Source organism: Borrelia persica No12, assembly GCF_000500045.1.
Lineage (GTDB): Bacteria > Spirochaetota > Spirochaetia > Borreliales > Borreliaceae > Borrelia > Borrelia persica.
The window spans coordinates 1-349 of sequence record NZ_AYOT01000156.1 but is presented as its reverse complement, the minus strand read 5'-3'; the positions used below and the strand labels follow the sequence as shown (position 1 = coordinate 349).

The window sequence follows — 349 nt, the reverse complement described above, 5'->3', positions numbered from 1 at the left end:
CAACAGTATATCAATACTGATTATATGAACAGAGAGTTTAGCAAAGGAATAGAAGTTGGCATGAAGTCTTTTGGTAAATTATTCATTGATTTTTACAAAGATTTTGTTGCATCTGGTAAAGTAAAACCCAAATTAAAGGACAGTACAATTGCTACTAAAAAAGCAAAAGTAAGTAAATCTCCAGAAACACCTTTAATAGATACGGGATTAATGCTTGATTCGATTGAGGCTAGGATAAATTCATGATTCTCGATATTGATAAAATACAAAAGTACATAATCGTTATCTTAAAAAAGTTTAAAGAGTTAGTATCTGAATTTGATATAGAGATTATCAATACATATAACCA

1 pseudogene is annotated in these 349 nt (G+C 28.4%); it reads left to right on the top strand.

From position 1 onward, the window contains the following. A pseudogene (locus U881_RS0105755) lies at nt 1-246 on the top strand (hypothetical protein); the annotation flags it as partial. Nucleotides 247-349 lie beyond the last annotated feature (103 nt).